Origin of the sequence: Kitasatospora sp. NPDC089509 (assembly GCF_044749365.1) — a bacterium.
Classification (GTDB): Bacteria; Actinomycetota; Actinomycetes; order Streptomycetales; family Streptomycetaceae; genus Kitasatospora.
This window is the reverse complement of sequence record NZ_JBIVHS010000018.1, coordinates 49,706-72,505: the sequence shown is the minus strand read 5'-3', so window position 1 is coordinate 72,505 and position 22,800 is coordinate 49,706. Positions and strand designations below refer to the sequence as shown.

Genomic DNA, 22,800 nt, shown 5'->3' with positions numbered 1-22,800 from the left:
CGATCGCCGACCGCCCGTCACACGTGCGGAGGCTCCACGTCCGAGTCCAGCCGGGTGCCCGCCTTCACCGCCACCGTGGTCGGGTGCTCCTCCCCCAGGGTGATCCGGGCCCGCCGGATGCAGTCGGCCCGCAGCGCGGCGCCCCGTTCGGTCTCGCCGAGCGCCGACAGCGACAGCGACAGGTTGGAGTTGATGCCGATCGAGTCGTAGTGGTCCGGGCCGAGCGCCTCGGTCATCAGCGGCGCCGCCTCCTGTTCCAGGGCGAGCGCGGACCGAAGCTCACCGGCCAGCGCCAGGTCGTTCGCGTGGTTCATCATCGCGATCGGGATGTAGAGGTGGTGCGCGCCGAGGACCGTCCGGAACTGCGCCAGCGTGCGCGCGGACAGCTCCCGCGCCTCGGCGAGCCGGCCGGCCAGCCGCAGGTAGACCGAGAGGTTGTTGGCACCGGCGAGGGTGACCGGGTGGTTCTCGCCGAGGTACTCGCGGTAGCGGGCGAGCGCCCGCTCGGCCAGCGGGATGGCCCGGTCGGTGTCGCCGAGCGCGGTGTAGTCGCTGGCCAGGTTGGTGGCGGCGGCCAGGGTGTCCGGGTGCTCGGGGCCGTTGATGTCCAGGTAGCGCTGGTAGATGTCCTCGTCGATCTCCAGCGCCTCGTGGTAGCGCCCGGCCCGGCGCAGCGCCACGGCGAGGTTCTTGCGGGCGCGCAGGGTGTCGGTGTGGTTGTCGCCGATGGTCTGCTGGTAGATCCGGACGGTCTCCTCCAGCAGGTCCAGCGCCTCCCGCAGCCGGCCGGTCTCGCGCAGGTCGCGGGCGTAGTTGGAGGCGGAGGACAGCGCGTACAGGCTGTGCGCGCCGAGGGCCTCGCGCTGCTGGAGGTAGTTGCTGCGGTGGCGTTCCAGCGCGGCGTAGCGGTCGCCGGCCAGGTAGTCGGAGACGGCCAGGTTGTTGGTGATCATCAGGGTGCGCGGGTGGTCCGGCCCGAGGGTGCGCCGGGCCGCGTCCAGGGTCCTGCGGTCGAGCGCCCGGGCCTCGTCGTAGCGGCCGAGGAAGCGCAGGTCGGCGCCGAGGCTGTTGGCGACGGCGAGGGTGTGCGAGTGCTCCGGGCCCAGGGTGGCGGTGAACCGGTCCAGGATGTCCCGGTCCATCTCGTACGCCTCCTGGAGGGCGCCCTGGGAGCGGCGGATGTTGCTCAGCTGGGTGCGCAGCATCAGCGTCTGGGCGTCGTTGTCGACGTCGAAGTCGGGCCCGCCGAAGCCGTCCTCGCGCCAGTGCTCCAGGGTCCGCTCGGCCAGTTCCCGGCCGGACTCGTGCAGGCTGCGCTTCCACTGGTAGCGCACCGAGTCGATGATCCACTGCCGGACGTCCTCGTCGGCGCTGTCGACCGCGCCGGACGGCCAGAGGTGGGGCAGGAGTTCGGCGTACTCGGACCAGTTGGCCGGGATGTCGGGGTCGCCGGGGTTGGCGGTGGCCAGCGCCGCGTGCACGACGCCGCGCAGTTCGGCCTGCCGCTCCTCCTCGACCTGGTCCCGGAGCACGGCCTGGACCAGTCGGTGCACGGTGATGGTCTCGCTGCCCTGGTCGGTGCGGGCCAGCCCGAACCGGTTGATGGCGCGCAGGAACTCGCCGATCGCCAGCTTGTCGCGCGGCGCGCGCGGGGGCAGTCGCAGGGCCCGGGTGACGGCCCGGCTGTAGAGCAGCTTCATCGGGATGGCGTCCGGGCCGAAGAAGGCGCAGATCTCCAGGATCTGGGCGGCCGGGGCGTTCATCCGGCGCAGTTCCTCGACCGAGATGCGCCAGGTGGCGGCGGCGGAGTGCGGGTACTCGGCGGGGCGCAGCCGGGTGCGCTCCAGCATCTCGGTGAGCTCCCCGTCGAGCAGTTCGAGGTAGGTGGCGATCGGCATCGACGTCTCCTGCAGCCAGACGGCGGCCTGGCCGACGGCGAGCGGGAGGTCGCCGAGCCGGTACGCGACCTGGTCGGCGTCCTCCGCGGAGAGGCCGCCGTTGAAGCGGCGCAGCAGCCGCACGGACTCCTCCCGCAGGAAGACGTCGACCTCGACCAGGCCGGCGTGCCGGGCCCAGCCCTGGTTGCGGGAGGTGATCAGCACGTGCCCGCCGGAGGAGCCGCCGGGCTGCCAGGGGGCGAGCTCCTCGGGGGTGCCGGCGTTGTCGAAGACCAGCAGCCAGCGGCGGTACGGGTGGCCGCGGCGCAGCGCGTCCAGCACGGCCGCGGCGGTGTGGGCGACGTCGTCGCTGGTCGGCACGCCGAGCCGGGGGGCGAGTTCGGCGAGCTTCTGCGGGATGTTGGCGGGCTCCTCGGCGGGCACCCACCAGATCACGTCGTAGGCGGACTTGAAGCGGTGCGCGTACTCGGCGGCGATCTGGGACTTGCCCGCGCCGCCGAAGCCGTACAGGACCTGGCTGAGCACGGCGGTGGGACCGCCGGTGAAGCGGTTGCGAAGCAGTTCCAGCAGCTTGCCGCGGCCGATGAAGGCGGCGTTGCGCGAGGGCGCGTCCTGGACCTGCGGGGCGGTGCCGGGGAACCGCGCCGGGGCGATGAACTCGCCGCTGTCGGTGTCGAACTGGCGGTTGCTGCCGGGCGGCGGGCCGAGCTCGCCGTAGAGCTGGGCCTCGGCTCCGGTGGCGGAGGCGCGGATCAGGTCGGGCACCGCCTGGCCGATGAACGGCCGGGGCACCGGCTCGTCCGAGTCCTGCAGCCGCAGGGCGACCAACGCCGAGGAGCCGGAGGGGAGTTCGCGGCCCTGGAGGAGCTGCCAGACCTCGCCGGCCCGGGGCAGCGCGGTGTACTCGGGCGAGAGCAGCGCGAGCACCCGGCCCTGGCCTTCGAGCGGTCCGGCCACCTCCGGCGGCCGCTGGCCGCCGTGCGGCTCGGCGGCGTTGTGCAGCGAGGACTGGTAGCCGAAGCGGGTGAGGGTGGCGGCCGCCCACTCGGCCCACATCCGGTCCTCGGGCGCGTAGCTGACGAAGACCTGGCGGGGCACCGCCCGGGCCGAGCGCAGGTAGGCGCCGTACAGCCGGCGGCGGGCCTCGGAGCCGAGCGGGCGCAGCGAGCGGACCCGCCCGTCGGTGATCCACTCGGCCAGCCGCTCGAAGGCGTTGAGCAGGCTGCGGGCCTCCTGCGGGCGGTCGGCGACGGTGGCGGGCACCTCCTCGTAGGCGTAGAAGGGCTTGTACGGCACCTCGACGTCGGCCCAGTAGGCGGCCCGGCGGTCCCCGGGCAGCCAGCGGCCGAGGTAGGGGGCGAAGGCGTCGCGGGCGAAGTCCCGCCCGGCCTCCAGGCGTTCCTGTTCGGCGTCCTCGACCCGCATCGGCACCGGCAGGACCCGGATGGCCCGTTCCTCGGCCTCGGCGATGGCCTTGGCGGCGTCGACGCCGCCGCGGATGTTCTGGGCGCTGAAGGTGAAGCAGTCGACCACGGTGTCCGGCATCAGCACGGTGCAGATGCCGGAGGTGTCGCTGACGCCGGTACGGCTGTCGATGAGCACGTAGTCGTAGCTGCGGGCCCAGCGTTCGCGCAGCTCGCGCAGGAACTCGCCGCCGCGGATGTCCCGACCGTGGTAGAAGCTGCGCCAGTTGAAGCTGGTGACGGCGGCCGCGTAGGCGGCGTTCTGCCGCCCGGCGGGCAGGAAGTCGAGCCGTCCGCCGGCCGGCAGGTCGAGGGCGAGGCCGCAGATGTAGCCGTCCAGCCGCCCGGGTTCGTCCAGCCAGGCGGCCGGGGGCCGGCCGGTGGGCCCGGCGGCGGAGGGCAGTGCCTGCTTGACGTAGGAGCGCAGCATGTCGATCAGGCCGTCGGTGGAGTGCAGTTCGGGGTCGACCAGCAGCGGGTGGTAGTAGCGGTGCAGGCCCGGCGCCTCCAGGTCCCAGTCGACCACCAGGACGCGCAGGCCCCGACTGGCCAGGATCCAGCCGACGTTGGCGAGCGCCATGGTGCGGCCGGTGCCGCCCTTGAACGAGTAGAACGTGACGACCGAACCCGGTCCGCCGCGCCCCGGCTCCGTCACGGGCTCAGTGCTCATCGTCCGTCTCCCCTCAGCGGGACAGAGCCGTCGTGGCTGCCCGGGCGCTGGCCGGGCAGGTCCTTCGCCGTCGGTTCCGGATCGCGGTGCGCGGACGGGCTCCGCGGCGGACCGGAGGGGCTGGGCGGGCCGGCCGGGATGGCCAGACCGGGCATGTCCCGGCCGCCTCCCGGGCCGAAGCCGAAGGCGTCGCCGCCATCGTCCCCCCAATCCAAGTTGTCGTCCATGAGCTTGTTCTGAGCAACCGTCACCATGATGGCGAGGTCGCTGTCGAAGCTCTCCTGGCTCACTTTCACCCGGAACAAGTGCTCCGGGTCGCGCCGGCGCAACCAGTTGCGGCGGAACACGCCCCGCACGCCGACCCACGGCGCTTCGCGCTCCCCGTCCGGGTCACCGCCGCCGATCGGCACCATCACGCCGGTGACCGGGTGGTTCTGGTCGTCGTACTCGCGCAGCGCGTCCCGGTAGCGCTCGTGCCCGGCCGCCCACGGGTCCACCAGCAGGACGCTGACCTGGCTGTCCTCCCGGGCCTGGTCGAGCTTCTCGCCGAGCCCGGCGCCGATCTCCTCCAGCGTGGTGGTGTGCCCGGCGTTGGTGATCACCCGCTGGGCGCGGGAGGCCAGCGAGGGCTGGGCCGGCGGGTAGAACGGCGCCCAGTGCCAGGGCTTGGCGCCGTACCAGCCGCCCGCGTACGAGCCGCCTTCGGCGGCCGCCTCGGCGGCCCGGCCGGCCGCGATGAACAGCCGCACCATGCCGGGTTCGGCGGCCGGTGCCGGCGCGGCCGGCCCGGGGAAGTAGCCGCGGACGGCGTCGAGGTCGAACTCGGGCAGTTCGGCGAGCCGGCGCACCGCCGCGTCCCGGATCCGTCCGGCGACCACCCGGACGACCTGCCGGTAGGCGTCCTGCTGGGCGGTGCGCAGCAGGGCGCGCAGGCCGTGCCGGGCGTAGGCGTTGCCCATGTCCGGCTGGGCCCACTGGATCCTGGTGACCTCGGGGACGAGCTCCGCGGGCGCGACCGGCTCCCAGAGCACCGGGATCAGCGCGGCGACCTGTTCCGCGGTCTCCTCGTGGTGGCGCCGGACCCGGCCGCGGAAGGCCGTCCACTCCTTGCCGCAGTACACGCTGGCGAAGTAGGCCGGCGAGTAGAGCGCGACCATGGTCCGGCTGCGGCCGAGCATCTGGGCCAGCTTGTCGGCCCATTCGTCGCCCAGGCGCAGCCGTTCGGTGTCCCGGAAGGCGAGTTCGTCCGCCTGGACGGCCGGCCCGAGGATGCGCCCGAGCTCGTCCCGCAGGTCGTTGAAGAACTGGTCGACGAAGGCGTCCTCCGCCTCGAAGTCCCGACGCGCGTAGCTGAAGAAGAAGTACGGCCGTTGCTGATCCCGCTCACTCACCTGTTTCCCCCGACCCTGACGATGCCGCGACGGCGCTGGTCTCATACCCAGCATGTCGTGAACTGCACCAGGGGGGCGGCGAGTTGGGGAATCCGGCCGGGGCGGATGGTTTAGCCGACGGTCAGCGGGGTCAGCCGGGTCAGCGGAGTTCGAGCGCCGACTGGAAGGCCGCGAGCGGCTCGGCGCCGGGCGTCAGGGCGTCCGCCACGACCCGGCGCAGCAGGTCGCCGAGCACGGTGTCCGGCAGGGCGTCGAGTTCGTCGAGCGGCAGGGCGGTGACGTCGACCAGGTCAGAGCCGAGTCCAGCAGCGGTTTCCGCACCGGTGACGCTCATCAGTCCCTCACTCGATCGTGCCGGCACAGCCGGAAGCCGCCCGGAGAAACATCGACCCAGGCGCAGCGCGCACATTCTACACAAAACGTGACGGTCCGTCAGGTGTCCCGTGGCGTCGCGCCCCGCCGCCCGTCACGGGCAGAGCCGCTCCACCCGCCACCCCGTCGGGCTCGCCGGGTCGGCGAGGTAGCGGAGCCGGTCGTGCAGCCGGTTCTCGCGCCCCTGCCAGAACTCGACGCGCTCCGGGATCACCCGGTAGCCGCCCCAGAACGGCGGGACGGGCACGCCCTCGCCCTCCGGGTAGCGGCGCTCCAGGTCGGCGTAGCGCTGTTCGAGGACGGCCCGGCTGTCGACCGGGCTGGACTGCTCGCTGGCCCAGGCGCCGAGTTGGGAGCCGTGCGGGCGGGTGCGGAAGTAGGCGGCGGTCTCGTCCCGGCCGACCTTCTCGACCCGGCCCTCGACGATCACCTGGCGGGCCAGCGCGACCCACGGGAAGAGCAGCGCGGCGTACGGGTTGACGGCGAGCTCGGAGCCCTTGCGGGAGCCGTAGTTGGTGAAGAAGACGAAGCCGCGGAGGTCGTACCCCTTGAGCAGGACGGTGCGCGAGCTGGGCCGGCCCCGGTCGTCGGCGGTGGAGAGCACCATGGCGTTGGGCTCCACCACCCCGGCGTCGTCCGCCTCGTGGAACCAGCGGGCGAACTGGCCGATCGGCTCGGGCGCGAGCCGCTCCTCGGCCAGGCCCTCGTGACGGTACTGCTTGCGCATCACGGCGAGGTCCGGACCGGGTCGGGCCGCGTCGGCCGGGGACCGGGTGGCGGGGCTCAGGGGCGTCGAGTGGGCGCGTTCCGGGGTCTGCACGCCAACATCATCCCGTACGACAAGCAACCGGCACCGCTACCTCCGGACAAACCCCGGCCGGAGATATGGTGACTCGCCACCGCTTGGCCGCCCGCCGTACGGGGAATTGTCCGGAACCGGGCGTTTGGTTCCGGGAGTCCCCGGGGCACGACCGACCCCCGGCGGGAAGTCAACCGGCCCCACCGGAAACATCACCGCGGTGGTGTATGGCGCAATGCACCCCGTGCCTGTCACTCTGGCACCGAGTGCCAACCACGATTCGGTCACTGGAGCGCCGCCCCACCACGGCGGAGCACCGATCGCAGAACTGAAGGAGCCGTCGCATGTCCGATTTCGTACCCGGGCTTGAGGGAGTCGTCGCGTTCGAGAGCGAGATCGCCGAGCCCGACCGGGAAGGCGGCGCCCTGCGGTACCGCGGTGTCGACATCGACGACCTGGTCGGCAACGTCTCCTTCGGCCACGTGTGGGGCCTGCTCGTGGACGGCAAGTTCAACCCCGGCCTGCCGGCCGCCGAGCCCTTCCCGATCCCGGTGCACTCCGGCGACATCCGGGTCGACGTCCAGTCCGCGCTCGCCATGCTCGCCCCGGTCTGGGGCCTCAAGCCGCTGCTCGACATCTCCGCCGAGCAGGCCCGCGACGACCTCGCCCGGGCCGCCGTCATGGCGCTGTCCTACGTCGCCCAGTCCGCCCGCGGCCAGGGCCTGCCGATGGTCCCGCAGAGCGAGATCGACAAGGCCGAGACGGTCGTCGAGCGGTTCATGATCCGCTGGCGCGGCGAGCCGGACCCGAAGCACGTCAAGGCCGTCGACGCCTACTGGACCTCGGCCGCCGAGCACGGCATGAACGCCTCCACCTTCACCGCCCGGGTCATCGCCTCCACCGGCGCCGACGTCGCGGCCGCGCTCTCCGGCGCCGTCGGCGCGATGTCCGGCCCGCTGCACGGCGGCGCCCCCTCGCGCGTGCTCGGCATGATCGAGGAGATCGAGCGCACCGGCGACGCCACCGCCTGGGTCAAGAACGCGCTGGACAAGGGCGAGCGCCTGATGGGCTTCGGCCACCGCGTCTACCGCGCCGAGGACCCGCGCGCCCGGGTGCTGCGCCGCACCGCCAAGGAGCTCGGCGCCCCGCGCTTCGAGGTCGCCGAGGCGCTGGAGAAGGCCGCGCTGGAGGAGCTGCACAACCGCCGCCCCGACCGGGTGCTCGCCACCAACGTCGAGTTCTGGGCCGCGATCATGCTGGACTTCGCCGAGGTCCCCGCGCACATGTTCACCTCGATGTTCACCTGCGCGCGCACGGCGGGCTGGTCGGCGCACATCCTGGAGCAGAAGCGCACCGGTCGCCTCGTGCGCCCCTCCGCGCGCTACACGGGCCCCGGCCCGCGCCGCCCCGAGGAGATCGAGGGCTGGGACGCCATCGCGCACTGAGCGCGCCGAGGCCGCCGGCCGGAGCCCCCGACACCGCCTCTGACCAGCGGGTCCGGCTCCGGCCGGGCCCGCCGGCCCGCACTGATGAGCAGCCAAGATCACAATCTCAGCGGGCGGACGACCGTACCCCGGACGGCCCCCCAGCCAGTAGGCTGCGCGCGTGGCTCAGATCCAGATCCCCGCTGACATCAAGCCCGCAGACGGCCGTTTCGGCTGCGGACCGTCCAAGGTGCGCCCCGAGGCCCTGAGTGCCCTCGCCGCCACCCAGACCTCCCTGCTCGGCACCTCGCACCGCCAGGCCCCGGTCAAGAACCTGGTCAAGCGCGTGCGCGAGGGCGTGAGCAGCCTGTTCTCGCTGCCGGAGGGCTACGAAGTCGTCCTCGGCAACGGCGGCTCCACCGCCTTCTGGGACATCGCCGCCTTCGGCCTGGTGCGGGAGAAGTCCCAGCACCTGGACTTCGGCGAGTTCTCCTCGAAGTTCGCCTCCTCGGTCAAGGCCGCCCCGTGGCTGGCCGAGCCGACGGTGATCAAGGCCGCCCCGGGCACCCACCCGCTGCCGGTCGCCGAGGCCGGCGTGGACGTCTACGGCCTCACCCACAACGAGACCTCGACCGGCGTCGCGATGCCGATCGCCCGCCCGGCCGGCGCGGACCAGGGCTCGCTGGTGCTGGTGGACGCCACCTCGGGCGCCGGCGGCCTGCCGGTCGACATCACCGAGACCGACGTCTACTACTTCGCCCCGCAGAAGTCCTTCGCCTCCGAGGGCGGCCTGTGGCTGGCCACCTTCTCCCCGGCCGCCCTGGAGCGCGCCGCCGAGATCGCCGCCTCCGGCCGCTACATCCCGCCGTTCTTCTCGCTGCCGACGGCCATCGACAACTCGTCGAAGGACCAGACGTACAACACCCCGTCGCTCGCCACCCTGTTCCTGCTGGCCGACCAGCTGGAGTGGATCAACGGCAACGGCGGGCTGGACTGGGCCGTCGCCCGTACGGCCGACTCCTCGTCCCGGCTGTACACCTGGGCCGAGAAGTCCTCCTTCGCCAACCCGTTCGTGGCGAACCCGGCCGAGCGCTCCCAGGTGGTCGGCACCATCGACTTCGACGAGTCGGTGGACGCCGCCGCGGTCGCCAAGGCACTGCGTGCCAACGGCATCGTGGACACCGAGCCGTACCGCAAGCTGGGCCGCAACCAGCTGCGCGTCGCGATGTTCCCGGCGATCGACCCGGCGGACGTCGAGGCGCTCACCCACTGCATCGACTACGTGGTCGAGCAGCTCTGACGGGTCCCGAGCACGGCTGAGGGCCACCGCCTGCGGGCGGTGGCCCTCTCGCCGTTCCGGGGGCCGGGGGCCGCGGGCCGGCGGGCCCGGGCCGGGGCTACTTGCCGACCAGGGAGCTGATCAGCACGACGACCAGCAGCAGCACCAGGGTGCCGGAGACGATGCGCATTCGAGTCTTGGGATCCACGGTCATCGAGCGTACCCCCGGCTCACCCCGACACGAATCCCAGGCCCTCGGCTCCAGACCCTCGGCCCCGTGCCCTCGGCCCCGTGCCCTCGGCGCCGTGCCCTCAGCCCCGGTCGGCCAGCGCCCAGGAGCGCAGCGACTCGTAGTGGGCGAAGCCCCCGCTCAGGTCGCTGCGCATCAGGTGCAGCCCGGCGGCCGCCCACTCCGGCCCCCGGTACGGCGCCAGCGCCGCCGCCAACCCGTCCAGCTCGGCCGCCGCGACCCGCTGGACGGCCCGCCGGTGGCCGCGCGAGGAGCCGGCCCGGGCCAGCGTGAGGTGCGGGTGGAAGGCGAAGGCGTCGCCCTTCCCGGCGGACTCCCCGGCGGACCCCCCGATCGACTCCCCGGTGAACCCGGCGGTGGCCTCGGCCACCGCCTCCGCGAGCCGGCGGATCGCCCGGGTCTGCCCCTCGACCCCGGCCCAGAGCACCCGGTCCCCGAACCGGCCGGAGCCCGCGATCCGCAACCGGTGCACCGGGTGGACGGCCGCGACGGCGGCCAGGGCGGCCTCCAGTTCCGGCAGCCGTTCGGCCGGCACCTCGCCGAGGAAGGCCAGGGTCAGGTGCCAGCCCTCGACGGCGGTCCAGCGCAGCCGGTCCGCCCCGGGCAGCCCGCGCACCGGGGCGACGGCGTCGGAGAGCCCCTGGAGCGCCTCGACCGGCGGCAGCACCGCGACGAACAGTCTCATGATCCGATCTTCCCTCCCCGGACGGCACGGTGTAGAACGGTTTTCCATGAAGATCCGCAACGGGGGCCCTTCGGACGCTTCCGACATCCTGTCCCTACTCGACGGCGCCATCTCCTGGCTGGCCGGCCAGGAACGCACCGGGCAGTGGGGCGACGAGCCGTTCAGCACCAACCAGGCCCGGGTCGACCAGGTCACCTCGTACACCGAGGACCCCTTCCTGGTCCGCCTGGCCGTGGACGAGGAAGGCCGTACGATCGGCTGCTGCGTCCTGGCCGAGGACCGCGGCAGGTTCGTCCCGCCGTCGAAGGAACCCGAGCTCTACGTCCGCCTCCTGGTCACCGACCGCACCCGCAAGGGTTCCGGCATAGGCGCCGCGCTGATCGCCGACGCGATCGAGGAGACCCGCCGCCGCGGCCTCGACCTGCTGCGGGTGGACTGCTACGCCGGCAACGACCGCAAGCTGGTCGGCCAGTACCGGGCGCTCGGCTTCACCGAGACCGAGACCTTCGAGGCCGAGCAGCCCTCCGGCATGTGGCCCGGCCAGGTGCTGGAGATCCGGCTCTGACAGCACGCCGCAACGCCCCGGGGAAGGCCCCCGGGGCGTTCTGACGTTCCGTCAGCAGGCGGCGGCCAGCTCGGACTTGCGCGGCACGGCGACGCGCGGCACGACGGCCACCACCCGCCCGCCGCGGCCCGGGTGCAGGTCGAAGCGCACCCGCAGGTCCGCGCTGCGGGCCAGCACCAGGCCGACCGCGGCGGCCGCCAGCGCGGACACCAGCCCGCAGGCCAGCAGACCCAGCCGGGGCCCGTACGAGGCGGTCACCCAGCCCACGATCGGGGCGCCGATCGGCGTGCCGCCGGTGAAGACCAGCACCAGCAGGCCCATCACCCGACCGCGCATCTCGGGGTCGGTGGACAGCTGCAGCATCGAGTTGACCGAGGTGTTGAAGCTCAGCCCGAACACCCCGATCAGCATCAGCAGCAGCGCGAAGGTCCAGTAGTCGGGCGCGAAGGCCGCGACCACCTCCAGCGTGCCGAAGGCCAGCGCCGCGCCGACCAGTCGGCGCAGCCGGGGCGCGCCCCGGCGGGCGGCGAGCAGCGCACCGGCCAGCGAGCCGACCGCCATCGCGGTGTTCAGCAGGCCGTACTGTCCGGCGCCCACCTTGAAGGTGTCGTACGCGAAACCCGACAGCAGGGTCGGGAAGTTGAACCCGAAGGTGCCGATGAAACCGGCCAGCACCATCGGCCAGAGCAGCTCGGGCCGCTCCTTCACGTACCGCAGGCCCTCGCGCAGCTGGCCCTTCTCCCGGGCGATCGGCTCGGTCGGGCGCAGTTCGGACTCGCGCATCGCGAGCAGTCCGCCGATCACGGCGGCGAAGGACAGCGCGTTGACGGCGAACGCCCAGCCGCTGCCGACCGCGGCGATCAGCAGGCCCGCGACGGCGGGGCCGACCAGCCGGGCGGTCTGGAAGTTGGCGGCGTTCAGGCTGACCGCGTTGGCGAGGTCCTTCGGGCCGACCATCTCGGAGACGAAGGCCTGCCGGGTCGGGTTGTCCACCACGGTGACCAGGCCGAGCAGCAGGGCGAAGGCGTACACGTAGTACGGCGTCACCACGTCGCCGATGGTCAGCACGGCCAGTCCGGCCGCGAGCAGGCCCATCGCGCCCTGGGTGTAGACCAGCAGCCGGCGCTTGGGCATCCGGTCGGCGAGCACGCCGCCGAACAGGCCGAGCAGCAGCATCGGCAGGAACTGCATGGCGGTGGTGATGCCGACCGCGAGCGGGCTGCCGGTGAGGCTGAGCACCAGCCAGTCCTGGGCGATCCGCTGCATCCAGGTACCGGTGTTGGACACCACCTGGCCGGCGAAGTAGTAGCGGTAGTTGCGAACGCGCAGGGAGGAGAACATCCCCCGGGGCCTGGTGAATTCGGCTCCGGTCGGCGATGCGGCCGAACCGGTGGGGGACGCGGCCGAAGGGGTTCGGCGCTGAGCGGCGGAATCCGCCGCGGTGCGTTCGTCGGGGTCGTCGTCGCCGTTGCCCGGCAGTCCGCTGGGGGCGGGGGCCTGGGCGTCGGCGGCCGCGGTGTCCGCGGCGGGGTCGGTGGTCTGGTCGTCGGTACGGGCGGCGGCGCTGGCTGCGGCCGGCGGTGTCACGGTGGTCTCCCCTCGCGGCGCGACGGCCCTGGCGGTGGCCGTCGCGCTCCTGGTTTCGGTAATCGGTCCTGCGGTGATGCGGTACTCCTTCTTCTTCCGGCGGCTCGCCGGAGTGGGTGTGCCTAGAGGTGTGCGAGCTTGTAGAGCACGGGTGCGGCCTCCCGGAGGGCGGCCCACTCGTCGTCGTCGAGCCCTTGGGCGAGCTCGGCGAGCCAGGCGTTTCGGCGCCGACGACTCTCCGCGAGGATCGTCTCGGCCTGCTCGGTGCTGCTGACGACCACCTGGCGGCGGTCCTCGGGGTGCGGCTCCCGCCGCACCAGCCCCTTCTCCTCCAGCATCGCGACGATCCTGGTCATCGAGGGGGGCTGCACGTGCTCCTTCCGGGCGAGCTCACCCGGTGTCGCCTTTCCGCACCGGGCGAGGGTGCCCAGCACTCCCATCTCGGTGGGACTCAACGACTCCTCCACCCGCTGGTGTTTGAGTCGTCGGGAGAGGCGCATGGTGGACGACCGCAGCTGTGAGATCGCTGCGAGGTCCTGCTCGGACATCTCGGGCATCTCTTTAGCTTACGTCATTACCCTCGCTAAAGAAAAACGGGTTCCCGCCGTGCCGGAGGATCGGCCCGGTGCCATATTGGTGAGGGGTGATCGTTCCCACCTCCCGGAACCGCTCCCACCTCCCGGAAGGGCCGACCAGACATGTCCGACCTCGCTTCCGAAGCTCCCGCGCCGGCCGCACCGTCCGTGCCGGCCGCGCCGTCCGCGCCGTCGCCGCAGACCGCCGGGTCCGCGCCGGACCCGCAGGACGACTCCGGCTTCGCCCGGCTCGCCATGGTCACCATCGACTGCGCCGACCCGGTGGCACTGGCCGCCTTCTACGGCGAGCTGCTGGGCTGGGAGACCCGGCACGTGGACGAGCGCTTCGCGATCCTGGACAACCCGGAGGGCGGCAGCCCGCTGGGCTTCGGACGGGTCAGCGGCTACCGGCCGGAGCCGTGGACCGAGCCGGACGGCAGCAAGCACTTCCACCTCGACTTCTACGTGGACGACCTGGAGGAGTCCACCGCGAAGGCGCTGGCGCTCGGTGCGACCGAGCCCGGCTACCAGCACGGCCGCACGCTCCGGGTGCTGATCGACCCGGCCGGCCACCCCTTCGGGCTCGCCCCGCTGGAGCAGGCCATCGGACAGTGAGACCCCCGGGGGTCCTGCGCAGGCGGTGTCAGGGCTTGGTGCCAAGATCTTGCAGGCGACGTAAAGGTCCACGCTGACCTGGGAGTTCACGAAAAACACGAACCTTGTGCGACTGCCCGGCAGTCGTTACTGTCCCCGTTGTCAGGGGCACCACACGCCAGGTCTCCTCTCGATGGCACCCGTTCCGTGCCCCTCCCCCACCTTCTCCCCGGCGACCCGGCCTGCCGCGTCCGCCCGAGCCCTGGCGCCCTCAACCCCTCGTCCAGGGAGCTCAATTGGGTGAGATCCATCATGCCGACCACGGCTGGGTGACACCGGCGGTCTCGTACTTCGTCGCCTGCCTCGGCGCCTTCGTCGCCCTCCGCAGCGCCCGCTGGGCACTCGTCTCCCGGGGCCGCAGCCGGGCCGTCTGGCTGCTGTTCGCCTCCACCTCGCTCGGCGCCGGCATCTGGTCCATGCACTTCATCGCGATGCTCGGCTTCTCCGTCACCGGCGTCGAGATCAGCTACCAGCCGCTGCTGACTGTGCTCAGCCTGCTGGTCGCCGTCGCCGTGGTCGGCGTCGGACTGTTCACCGTCGGGTACTGGCGCAGCCGGCCCGTGCTGGCGCTGCTGGTCGGCGGACTGACCACCGGCCTCGGCGTCGCCGCGATGCACTACCTGGGCATGGCCGCGATGGTGCTGCCCGGCCACCTCGACTACGACCGCACCACGGTGGGGCTCTCGGTCGCCATCGCGGTGTTCGCGGCCACCGCCGCACTCTGGGCCGCACTGAACATCCGGGGCACCCTCGCCGTCCTGGCGGCCGCGCCGGTGATGGGCGTGGCGGTCTGCGCGATGCACTACACCGGCATGGCCGCGCTGTCGGTCCGGCTGGACTTCTCGCACTCCACCCAGGGCGGCGTGATGGCGCTGCAGTTCATCTTCCCGCTCGGGGTCGGCCTGGGCTGCTACGTGTTCTTCGGCTCGCTGGCCTTCGCCGTCTCGCCCAGCAAGCCCAGCAGCCAGCCGCTGCTGGTCGGCCCGGCGGCCCCGCTGGCACCCCGGCCGCCGCGCGTCCCCCCGCAGCGGCGGCGCCCGATGAGCGGCGCGGCCACCCGGCGCTGAGTCCGGGCCGCGGAGAAAGACCGACGTCCGGCCGGGTCCCCCACCCCGGCCGGACGTCCGCACACCCCCTGAAAACCTCAGGGCCGACCGAGCAGCCCGGTCAGGTGCCCCGGCGTCGCCACCGGGCAGACCTTGCGCACGAAGTCCCGCCGCAGCCCGTGGTACGGCTCGCCGGCCCGGTAGAAGTTGGCGTGCATCCGGCGCAGTTCCTCCGCCCGGTACGCGGCCAGCGGCTTGGCCTCCTCGTCCACGGCCCGGCGGCGCTTCTTGTCCACCAGCCGCCCGGCGAGCTCCGGCGAGGCGGCCAGCCCGGCGGCCTCCCGAACCACCCAGCGGCGGAACTCCGCCGCGTCCCCGCCGAACGCGCGGTCCACCAGACCGATCCGGCGGGCGTGTTCGGCCCCGACCGGCAGCGCCTCGGTGGTGAGCCGCTCGGCCTGCTCGGCGCCGACCCGGGCCGGCAGGGTGTACGTCCAGTACTCGGAGCCGTACAGGCCCATCAGCCGGTAGTGCGGGTTGAGCACCGCCGAGTCCCGGCACCACACCTCGTCGGCGGCCAGCGCCATCATCAGGCCGCCGGCCGCCGCGTTCCCGGCCAGCGCGGCGACGGTCAGCTTGTCGCCGGTGGTCAGGACCGCCTCGACCAGGTCGTCCATCGCGTTGATGTTCTCCCAGGACTCCAGCGCCGGGAAGGCCGCGCCCTCGATGACGTTGAGGTGGATCCCGTTGGAGTAGAAGTCCCGGGGCGCGCCCAGCACCAGCACCGAGGTGGGCCGTTGGACCGCCGCCCGGTAGGCGGCCAGCAGCCGACGGCACTGCTCGGTGCTCATCGCCCCGCCGGCGTAGCCGAATTCGAGGTAGCCGACCTCGCCCTCCTCGCGGTAGCGCAGCTCCGACCAGGTGTTCCGACCGGCCGCCGCCGCGGGCGTCACCGGCACCTCGCGGACCCGGTGCAGCTCGTCGGCGAGCGCCGTCGCGGCCGGCAGCTTGAAGGTGACCGGCCCGCCGGGGGTGCGGCGCGGGCGCAGCTGGGGTATCCAGACCGCGCCGTCCACGGTGGCCCGGCAGATCGCGCCGTCCCGGGTGGCCAGCACGGCGCCGGGATCCGGGCCGCGCAGCTCGTCCTCGGGGTGGCCGCCGTGCAGGAAGAAGTCCCGGCCGAACAGCTCGTCCAGCACGCCGGGTTGGGAGTCGGCGGCGCGCAACTTCCGCAGCACGGTGGCGGTGTCGTCCCGCTGCCAGTCGATCCGGCGGGCCTCCTGGCGGAGGAAGGGCCGCAGTTCGCCGTACACGTCCGGGCGGGCGTGGTCCAGCGGCTCGGGGACGAACAGCCCGCCCTCGTACCGCTGGACGGCCAGCAGGACGGCCTCGACGGCGGCGTCCGCGACCTCGCCCCGGTACAGCTCGCTCTTGCCGCACTCGGGGACGGCGAACTCGACCGACGCCCAGATGTCGCCCGCGTCCATCTCCTCGACGGCCTGCAGCACGGTGACGCCCCAGCGCCGGGCGCCCCCGGTGATCGCCCAGTCGAGCGAGGAGGGGCCGCGGTCGCCCTTCGGGCCGGGGTGGACGATCAGCACCGTCCGGGTGGACCAGATGTCCGCCGGGACGGCCTTGGTGAGCATCGGGCAGATGATCAGCTCCGGGTCGACCTGGGCCACCGCCTCCCTCATCTGCTCGTCGCCGAGGGCGAGTTGGACGGCGACCTGGTGGCCGCGCTCGCGCAGCTCGGTGTGGACGCGCTGGGTCAGGCTGTTGAACGCGGTGGCGATCAGGAGAATGCGCACAGGTGGGCCTCCGGGCAGGGACTGCGGGTCGCGCGGTGGCGATGAAACCAGGGCATGGACACGTAATGGTCACGTTCTGTCGCTCGGCGCTCTACTCTCACGCACCCCGCACACCTGTGCCCCCCGCGTGGTCCCGCTTCGCCGGATCTCCCCAGCCCCTCCCCGGAGTTGGCCTGGCGCCGGACACCCGGCGCCGGGCCTCCCGGCGGAGCGGACCTACCGCGGGAACGCCCGCCGGGCCCGCCAGGTGGTGTGCTCCCGGGAGACCGCGTCCTCCGCCTCGGCGGCCAGCCGGGCCCACCGCTCCTCGGCGTCCGGCGCCTTGGCGTCGAGGTCGGAGAGCTGGTTGCCGACGTTCTCCAGCTCGCGCGCGGCCATCTGGTACGCGGCGGCCAGCGGGCGCAGCTGCTTGAGCTGGGTCCAGGCGATGATCGAGGCGGCCGCGGCCGAACTGGCCCCGAAGACGTGCACCTCCAGGGCGCCGGTGGCCTGGGCGATCGCCGCCGCCGCGCCGATGATGATCAGCGTCGCGATGCCCAGCCCCCAGGAGACCGACTGGGAGTCGCAGGACTCGGCCCGGGAGCGGTACCAGGTGCGCTGGCCCTCGACCCGGGTGCGCAGGTAGAGGGTGCGCCGGGCGGTCAGGCTGTCGGCCCGGGCGCGGCGCATCTCCTCGGTGATCTCCGGGACGCTTCCGGCCGGCACGATCTCCGGGTCCTCGAAGGCCCGCAGCACGTCCTCGACCTGGAGCAGGTAGCCGCGGTCGGCGTCCGCCGAGACGGCCTCGCCGCCGAACGGCCGGGCCCGGACGCTGTACTTCCAGGCCAGCGTCTTGACCGACTCGGCCGCCGCCCGCGCCTCGTACCACCGCCCCTGCGGATTGCTGCGGCGCAGCCGGGACCAGAAGTAGCCGGCGATCAGGAAGGCGGCCACCGAGAAGAGTGGCTTGATGTCGGCGTCGCCCTGGTGGGCCGGCCCCGGCAGCGCTCCGATCAGCGCGGCGACCACCAGCATGGCGATCAGTCCGCGGTGCCAGCGGAGCGTCTCGCGCTGTCCGTCCAGCGAGGCCTTGTCCGCCCGCCAGAACAGCTCCGGCAGCAGTCGCGCCTCGACTCCCCCGGGCGGATCCTGTTGCACCATCGGTCGAGTCCCCTCCCCTTATCCGTCCAGGCAGTATTCCCGCCGCCAACTGCCCTACACCGTCGCCTTTTTGACAGCCGCCGACCGCCGGTGATTGCCCGGCCCGACGGCTAACCGATATAACCGGTTACATGCCGCTGCACTGGAAGCTCGTCATCGACTGCGCCGATCCGCACCGCCAGGCCGCCTTCTGGGGCGCCGCCCTCGACTACGCCGTCGAGGACCACAGCACCCTGATCGCCCGCCTGCTGGCGGCCGGCGCGATCACCCCGGACGCCCTCACCGAGACCGACGGCCACCCCGCCTGGCGCACCCTCGCCGCGGTCCGCCACCCCGAGGACCCGTACGACCCGGCCTCGGACACCGGGCTCGGCCGCCGCCTGCTGTTCCAGGCCGTCCCCGAGGCCGAGCAGCCCAAGCCCGGCAAGAACCGCCTCCACCTGGACGTCCACCCCGGCCCGGGCGAGCGCGCGGCCACCGTCACCCGCCTCGAAGCCCTCGGCGCCACCGTCCGCCACGAGGTCGCCGAACCCGGCGGCTCCTGGACCGTCATGGCCGACCCGGAGGGCAACGAGTTCTGCGTCCACTGACCCGCACCCGCCGCACGGCCCCGGAACGCCGACGGCCCTGCCCTCCGGTTCCGGAGGGCAGGGCCGTCGAGCGCCGTGCGGCGGTCAGAGCAGACCGAAGGCCGGCATCAGGTAGTAGAAGGCGAACACCGCCGCCACCACGTACATCGGCACCGGCACCGAGCGCCCGCGCCCGGCCGCGAGGCGCAGCACGCAGAAGGCGATGAAGCCGAAGCCGATGCCGTTGGTGATGGAGTACGTGAACGGCATCATCACGATGGTCAGGAAGGCCGGGATCGCGATGGTGTAGTCCGACCAGTCGATCTCCTTGATGGAGCCCGCCAGGATCAGGAAGCCGACCGTGACCAGGGCCGGGGTGGCGGCCTGGGCGGGGACCATGGTGGCGAGCGGGGTGAGGAAGAGCGCCACCACGAAGAGCAGGCCGGTGACGATCGAGGCGAAGCCGGTGCGGGCGCCCTCGCCGACGCCGGCGGTGGACTCGACGAAGCAGGTGTTGGCGGAGGCGGAGGTGGCGCCGCCGGCCGCGGTGGCGATGCCGTCGACCATCAGGATCCTGTTGATGCCCGGCAGGTCGCCCTTCTCGTCCAGCAGGTGGGCCTCGTCGGCCACGCCGAGGATGGTGCCCATCGCGTCGAAGAAGCAGGACATCAGCACGGTGAAGACGAACAGCGCGCCGGTCAGCACGCCGACCTTCTCGAAGCCGCCGAACAGGCTGACCTTGCCGACCAGCCCGAAGTCCGGGACGGCCACCGGGTTGCCGGGCCAGGCGGGGACGGTGAGGCCCCACTTGAGCGCCGGGACGTCGGCGAACTTGTCGATCACGACGGCGAGCACGGTGGAGGCCGCGATGCTGATCAGGATCGCGCCGGGCACCTTGCGGATCACCAGGATCAGGGTGAGCAGCAGGCCGAACACGAAGACCAGCACCGGGAAGCCGAGCAGGTGCCCGTTGCCGCCGAGCTGCAGCGGGACGGTGGTGTGGGCGGCGTCCGGCATCCGGCTGACGAAGCCGGAGTCGACCAGGCCGACCAGGCTGATGAACAGGCCGATGCCGATCGCGATGGCCTTGCGCAGGCCGAGCGGCACGGCGTTCATCACCCGCTCGCGCAGGCCGGTGGCGACCAGCAGCATGATCGCGAAACCGGCCAGCACCACCATGCCCATGGCGTCCGGCCAGGTCATCTTGGGCGCGAGCTGCAGCGCCACGATGGTGTTGACGCCGAGGCCGGCCGCCAGACCGATCGGGACGTTGCCGATCACGCCCATCAGCAGGGTGGTGAGACCCGCGGTGAGGGCGGTGGCGGTGACCAGCTGGGCGCTGTCCAGGTGGGCCCCGGTCATGTCCGTGGCGCTGGCCAGGATGATCGGGTTCAGCACCAGGATGTACGCCATGGTGAAGAAGGTGGCGACACCGCCGCGGATCTCGCGCGGCAGGGTGGAGCCGCGCTCGCTGATCTTGAAGTAGCGGTCCAGTGCGCCGGAGGGGGGCGTCGGGGCGCTGGAGGCGGGTTCGGGCGACTCGGTGGTCGACTGGACCACAGGCATGCGGGCGTCCTCTGTGGGGGAGCTGAGGAGGGGGGTGGCACCCGGGACGACGGTGGCCGGGCGCAGGGATTTAAGTATGGTTTCCCGATCGCACACGCGCTATCTTCGCGCGTAGAGCACGCACCGCCCACGGGCGCCCCACCTGCTCCCCGCCGGACCCCCACGCACCGTACGCTAGGCCCCATGCCCAAGACGCCGCTGCACCCCTCGCCCCCTCCGCTGGAGGCCAATGACGTCGCCATCGTCGGCGGCGGCACGGTGCTGTGGTTCGTCGCCTTCCTGGCACTGCTCCCCTTCCAGGGCAGCCTCTCCGACCACGGCCACGGCAGCTGGCCGTGGATCTGCCTCTCCGGCGGCCTGCTCGGCCTGATCGGCCTCTGGTACTGCCGCGCCCGACGGGACGCGATCGCCCGCAGCCGCGCCGCCGAGGCCGCGCGGGACGCCGCCGGGGGGAACGGCCAGAACCCGGCCACCCGGTCGGACTGAATAGTCCTTTAGTAGCACGCACCGGACATAAGGCACCCGTAGAGTCGGTGCCATGACGCAGCCTGCCCAGCCCGCGGAAGAGCAGCCGAGCGACGGAGACCGCCCGGACGGAGCGCACCCGCTCGGGCTGCTGCCCGGACGGCGCGGCGGCCTGACCGCCGCCGAGGTGGCCGAGCGGGTGGCGAGCGGACGGATCAACGACGTCCCGGTCCGGTCCAGCCGGTCCACCCGGGAGATCGTCCGGGCCAACGTCTTCACCCGCTTCAACGCCATCATCGGCATCATGTTCGCGATCATCCTGGTCGTCGGCCCCCTCCAGGACGGTCTGTTCGGCCTGGTCATCGTGGCCAACACGGCGATCGGCATCATCCAGGAGCTGCGCGCCAAGAAGACCCTGGACAGCCTGGCCCTGATCGGCGAGGCCCGGCCGCAGGTCCGCCGGGACGGCGCCGTCCAGCAGATCGCCGTCTCCGAGATCGTCCTGGACGACACCGTGCTGCTCGGCATCGGCGACAAGGTGATCGTGGACGGCGAGGTCACCGAGGCGGACGGCCTGGAGATCGACGAGTCGCTGCTCACCGGTGAGCCCGACCCCGTCCTCAAGCAGCCCGGCGACCAGGTGATGTCCGGCAGCTTCGTGGTGGCCGGCGCGGGCGCGTTCACCGCCACCAGGGTCGGCCGGGAGGCCTACGCGGCCCAGCTGGCCGAGGAGGCCAGCAAGTTCACCCTGGTGAAGTCGGAACTGCGCAGCGGCATCGACAGCATCCTGCGGTTCATCACCTATCTGCTGATCCCCACCGCGATCGGTCTGATCATCAGCCAGCTGGCGGTCGAGGGCCGGGACTGGCGCGAGGCCGTCCGGCGGATGGTGGCCGGCATCGTGCCGATGGTCCCCGAGGGCCTGGTGCTGCTGACCTCGGTGGCCTTCGCCATCGGGGTGATCCGGCTGGGCCGCCAGCAGTGCCTGGTCCAGGAGCTGCCCGCGATCGAGGGCCTGGCCCGGGTGGACACCGTCTGCCTGGACAAGACCGGCACCCTCACCGAGGGCGGCATGGACGTGATCGACCTGCGGGTGCTCTCCAACGGCGAGCCCGCCCAGGTCGACAAGGAGACCGTCCAGCAGGCGCTCGCCGTGATGGCCGGGGCCGACGCCCGCCCCAACCCGTCCATGCAGGCGGTGATCGACGCCTACGGGCGCGGTGACGGCCGGCGCGGCGACGGCCCGCCCGGTGACGGCCACAACGGCGACGGCCAGCCCGGCGACGGCCCGGGCGGCGGCAACGGCTGGCGGGTGATCGAGGCGATGCCCTTCTCCTCCGCCCGCAAGTGGAGCGGCGTCCAGCTGCTGGAACCCCAGGGCGGCGAGGCCAGCTGGCTGCTCGGCGCCCCCGACGTGCTGCTGCCCGCCGGGCACCCGGCGCTCGCCGAGGTGGACGAACTGGGCGCCCGGGGCCTGCGGGTGCTGCTGCTCGGCCGCACGCCCGTCCCGCTGGACTCCCCCGACCCGGCCGCCGGCCTCACCCCGCTCGCCCTGGTGGTGCTCCAGCAGCGGCTGCGCGCGGACGCCGCCGACACCCTGCGCTACTTCGAGGGGCAGGACGTCCGGGCCAAGGTGATCTCCGGCGACGCGGCCGTCTCGGTCGGCGCGGTGGCCGGCCACCTCGGGCTGCCCGGTGCGGACCACCCGCTGGACGCCCGCACCCTGCCGCAGGACCCGGAGCAGCTCGCCGACACCGCCGAACGGACCAGCGTCTTCGGCCGGGTCACCCCGCAGCAGAAGCGCCAGCTGGTCGGGGCGCTGCAGTCGCGCGGCCACACCGTGGCGATGACCGGCGACGGCGTCAACGACGTGCTCGCGCTCAAGGACGCCGACATCGGCGTGGCGATGGGCACCGGCTCGGACGCCACCAAGGCGGTGGCCCAGATCGTGCTGCTGAACGACTCCTTCGCGACCCTGCCCTCGGTGGTCGCCGAGGGCCGCCGGGTGATCGGCAACATCGAGCGGGTGGCCGGGCTGTTCCTGGTGAAGACGGTCTACTCGGTGCTGCTCGCACTGCTGGTGATCTTCACCCACTCGCCGTACCCGTTCCTGCCCCGGCACTCCACCGTGCTGTCCACCCTCACCATCGGCGTGCCGGCCTTCTTCCTCGCGCTGGCCCCCAACAACGAGCGGGCCCGCACCGGCTTCGTGAAGCGCGTGCTGCGGCTGGCCGTCCCCGGCGGCGTCATCGCCGGCACCGGCACCTTCGTCGCCTACTCGCTCGCCCGGGCCGACCACGCCACCGACCTCAAGGCCGACACCAGCGTGGCCACCCTGACGCTGTTCCTGATCGCGATCTGGGTGCTCGCCATCGTCGCCCGCCCGTACAACTGGTGGCGGCTGCTGCTGATCGGCACCATGGGCGCCGCGTTCGCCCTGGTGCTGGTGGTCCCGCCGCTCTCCGACTTCTTCCAGCTCCGCCTGGTGGGCCTGCGCGACCCCTGGATCGGCGTCGCCGTCGCGGTGCTCTGCGGCATCGTGCTGGAGGTCGTCTGGGGCTGGATGAAGCGCCGCGGCATGGAGTGACGCCGAC

18 protein-coding genes are annotated in these 22,800 nt (G+C 72.9%); 8 read left to right on the top strand and 10 right to left on the bottom strand.

The genetic code is table 11. The features are described from left to right. Nucleotides 1–17 precede the first annotated feature (17 nt). The 4 genes from fxsT to pdxH form a co-directional block, all read right to left on the bottom strand. Nucleotides 18–4,031 carry an FxSxx-COOH system tetratricopeptide repeat protein gene (gene fxsT, locus ACIP4P_RS30500; RefSeq protein WP_400923949.1) on the bottom strand — a complete coding sequence of 1,338 codons (4,014 nt, stop codon included), beginning with the start codon at nucleotides 4,029–4,031 and terminating at the stop codon, nucleotides 18–20. Continuing rightward, nucleotides 4,028–5,422: a TIR-like protein FxsC gene (locus ACIP4P_RS30495; protein WP_400923947.1), complete on the bottom strand. Its 1,395-nt coding sequence runs from the start codon at nucleotides 5,420–5,422 to the stop codon at nucleotides 4,028–4,030. The genes fxsT and ACIP4P_RS30495 overlap by 4 nt, the downstream gene beginning before the upstream one ends. Nucleotides 5,423–5,561: 139 nt before the next feature. Continuing rightward, on the bottom strand, nucleotides 5,562–5,756 hold the full coding sequence (gene fxsA, locus ACIP4P_RS30490; RefSeq protein ID WP_350517164.1) for an FxSxx-COOH cyclophane-containing RiPP peptide: 195 nt from the start codon (nucleotides 5,754–5,756) through the stop codon (nucleotides 5,562–5,564). Nucleotides 5,757–5,888: 132 nt separating this feature from the next. Beyond that, on the bottom strand, nucleotides 5,889–6,521 hold the full coding sequence (gene pdxH / locus ACIP4P_RS30485) for a pyridoxamine 5'-phosphate oxidase (protein WP_400924152.1): 633 nt from the start codon (nucleotides 6,519–6,521) through the stop codon (nucleotides 5,889–5,891). Nucleotides 6,522–6,937: 416 nt separating this feature from the next. Here pdxH and ACIP4P_RS30480 point away from each other — a divergent pair, with 416 nt between their 5' ends. Together ACIP4P_RS30480 and serC are read left to right on the top strand one after the other, a co-directional pair. After that, the gene (locus ACIP4P_RS30480; RefSeq protein WP_350517163.1) at nucleotides 6,938–8,038 is read left to right on the top strand and encodes a citrate synthase 2; all 1,101 of its coding nucleotides are present in this window, start codon (nucleotides 6,938–6,940) and stop codon (nucleotides 8,036–8,038) included. Between the two features lie 160 nt (nucleotides 8,039–8,198). After that, on the top strand, nucleotides 8,199–9,317 hold the full coding sequence (serC, locus tag ACIP4P_RS30475) for a phosphoserine transaminase (RefSeq protein WP_350517162.1): 1,119 nt from the start codon (nucleotides 8,199–8,201) through the stop codon (nucleotides 9,315–9,317). Nucleotides 9,318–9,607: 290 nt separating this feature from the next. On the opposite strand, the gene thpR is transcribed toward serC, so the two are convergent. Next, nucleotides 9,608–10,231: an RNA 2',3'-cyclic phosphodiesterase gene (gene thpR / locus ACIP4P_RS30470; protein WP_400923944.1), complete on the bottom strand. Its 624-nt coding sequence runs from the start codon at nucleotides 10,229–10,231 to the stop codon at nucleotides 9,608–9,610. A gap of 46 nt (nucleotides 10,232–10,277) precedes the next feature. Here thpR and ACIP4P_RS30465 point away from each other — a divergent pair, with 46 nt between their 5' ends. Continuing rightward, complete coding sequence (locus tag ACIP4P_RS30465; RefSeq protein WP_400923942.1) at nucleotides 10,278–10,796, top strand: GNAT family N-acetyltransferase; 519 nt, start codon at nucleotides 10,278–10,280, stop codon at nucleotides 10,794–10,796. Between the two features lie 51 nt (nucleotides 10,797–10,847). Here ACIP4P_RS30465 and ACIP4P_RS30460 read toward each other — a convergent pair whose 3' ends face one another. Next, nucleotides 10,848–12,383: an MFS transporter gene (locus ACIP4P_RS30460; RefSeq protein ID WP_400923940.1), complete on the bottom strand. Its 1,536-nt coding sequence runs from the start codon at nucleotides 12,381–12,383 to the stop codon at nucleotides 10,848–10,850. A gap of 122 nt (nucleotides 12,384–12,505) precedes the next feature. Continuing rightward, a complete protein-coding gene (locus ACIP4P_RS30455) occupies nucleotides 12,506–12,940 on the bottom strand; it encodes a MarR family transcriptional regulator (RefSeq protein ID WP_350517158.1) in 435 nt (144 codons plus the stop codon). A gap of 141 nt (nucleotides 12,941–13,081) precedes the next feature. Here ACIP4P_RS30455 and ACIP4P_RS30450 point away from each other — a divergent pair, with 141 nt between their 5' ends. Both ACIP4P_RS30450 and ACIP4P_RS30445 read left to right on the top strand, forming a co-directional pair. Further along, on the top strand, nucleotides 13,082–13,573 hold the full coding sequence (locus ACIP4P_RS30450) for a VOC family protein (RefSeq protein WP_400923937.1): 492 nt from the start codon (nucleotides 13,082–13,084) through the stop codon (nucleotides 13,571–13,573). Between the two features lie 275 nt (nucleotides 13,574–13,848). Next, on the top strand, nucleotides 13,849–14,679 hold the full coding sequence (locus ACIP4P_RS30445; RefSeq protein WP_400923935.1) for an MHYT domain-containing protein: 831 nt from the start codon (nucleotides 13,849–13,851) through the stop codon (nucleotides 14,677–14,679). Between the two features lie 77 nt (nucleotides 14,680–14,756). Here the strand turns inward: ACIP4P_RS30445 and ACIP4P_RS30440 are convergent, their stop codons facing one another. After that, nucleotides 14,757–16,466 (bottom strand): hydrogenase maturation protein, encoded by a 1,710-nt coding sequence (locus ACIP4P_RS30440; RefSeq protein ID WP_400923933.1) that lies wholly within the window; start codon nucleotides 16,464–16,466, stop codon nucleotides 14,757–14,759. A gap of 216 nt (nucleotides 16,467–16,682) precedes the next feature. Then, nucleotides 16,683–17,606 (bottom strand): DUF4231 domain-containing protein, encoded by a 924-nt coding sequence (locus ACIP4P_RS30435; protein ID WP_400923931.1) that lies wholly within the window; start codon nucleotides 17,604–17,606, stop codon nucleotides 16,683–16,685. Nucleotides 17,607–17,737: 131 nt separating this feature from the next. On the opposite strand from ACIP4P_RS30435, the gene ACIP4P_RS30430 reads away from it, so the two are divergent. Beyond that, nucleotides 17,738–18,196 (top strand): VOC family protein, encoded by a 459-nt coding sequence (locus ACIP4P_RS30430; protein ID WP_400923929.1) that lies wholly within the window; start codon nucleotides 17,738–17,740, stop codon nucleotides 18,194–18,196. A gap of 84 nt (nucleotides 18,197–18,280) precedes the next feature. Here ACIP4P_RS30430 and ACIP4P_RS30425 read toward each other — a convergent pair whose 3' ends face one another. After that, nucleotides 18,281–19,741 (bottom strand): NCS2 family permease, encoded by a 1,461-nt coding sequence (locus tag ACIP4P_RS30425; protein WP_400923927.1) that lies wholly within the window; start codon nucleotides 19,739–19,741, stop codon nucleotides 18,281–18,283. Nucleotides 19,742–19,924: 183 nt separating this feature from the next. On the opposite strand from ACIP4P_RS30425, the gene ACIP4P_RS30420 reads away from it, so the two are divergent. Both ACIP4P_RS30420 and ACIP4P_RS30415 read left to right on the top strand, forming a co-directional pair. Further along, the gene (locus tag ACIP4P_RS30420; RefSeq protein WP_350517151.1) at nucleotides 19,925–20,227 is read left to right on the top strand and encodes a DUF2530 domain-containing protein; all 303 of its coding nucleotides are present in this window, start codon (nucleotides 19,925–19,927) and stop codon (nucleotides 20,225–20,227) included. A 52-nt stretch (nucleotides 20,228–20,279) separates the two neighbouring features. Continuing rightward, complete coding sequence (locus ACIP4P_RS30415; RefSeq protein ID WP_400923924.1) at nucleotides 20,280–22,793, top strand: HAD-IC family P-type ATPase; 2,514 nt, start codon at nucleotides 20,280–20,282, stop codon at nucleotides 22,791–22,793. Nucleotides 22,794–22,800: the final 7 nt, after the last annotated feature.